This window comes from Protofrankia sp. Cj3, assembly GCF_917627355.1.
Taxonomy (GTDB): Bacteria; Actinomycetota; Actinomycetes; order Frankiales; family Frankiaceae; genus Protofrankia.
Genome location: NZ_CAKJTR010000006.1, coordinates 1 through 542 on the forward strand (window position 1 = coordinate 1; position 542 = coordinate 542).

A 542-nucleotide genomic window follows, 5' to 3' on the forward strand; every position below is an offset into this window, starting at 1 on the left:
GCGACGGAGTCGGCGATCGCGGCACGAAGGTCGTGTGGCTTGGGCTGCCCTGCCGCCATTGGTGATCGTCCGGCTACTGGTCGAACTCGCCGTCCTGCGCGCCGGCGAGGAAGGCGGTCCATTCGGTGGCTGTGAAGCGTAGGACCGGTCCGTCTGGGTTCTTGGAGTCGCGGACGGCTCGGCCGCCGTCGGGGAGGGTGGCGACCTCGACGCAGTTGCCGCCGGTGCCGCCGGAGTAACTGCTCTTGCGCCAGTTCAGGGGGGCGTCCGCGCCGTGGGTGGTCATCGCTGTAGGTTCTCACGTGCCGCTTTGATGATCGAGAGGGTGTTGGGGGTGGGCGCGAGGGCGGAGCTGCGGAGCTGGTTCATCCAGGCTTCGTAGCGTCGGACCTCGGCCTGTTTCTCCAGGTAGAGGCTGCCCGTGGGAGCTTCGATGTAGACCGTCTCGGAGGCTCCGCCGGTGTCGGGAAAGCCCAGGATCGTGAAGCTTGCGATCATGCCTGCGTGGGCGCCCGCGGTGAACGGCACGACCTGGATCGTCA

The 542-nt window shown here is 67.7% G+C and carries 2 protein-coding genes; both read right to left on the reverse strand.

Going from position 1 to position 542, the window contains the following annotated elements:
• Positions 1-73: 73 nt before the first annotated feature.
• The gene (locus MJ783_RS01485) at positions 74-286 is read right to left on the reverse strand and encodes a DUF397 domain-containing protein (RefSeq protein ID WP_239308080.1); all 213 of its coding nucleotides are present in this window, start codon (positions 284-286) and stop codon (positions 74-76) included.
• The coding region (locus tag MJ783_RS01490) for a Scr1 family TA system antitoxin-like transcriptional regulator (protein WP_239308081.1) at positions 283-542 on the reverse strand (260 nt) is incomplete at its 5' end. The genes MJ783_RS01490 and MJ783_RS01485, both read right to left, overlap by 4 nt.

Bases quoted from the DNA above. Each gene is read 5' to 3' on its own strand.
- MJ783_RS01485 (WP_239308080.1), bottom strand. From the start codon at position 286: ATGACCACCCACGGCGCGGACGCCCCCCTGAACTGGCGCAAGAGCAGT.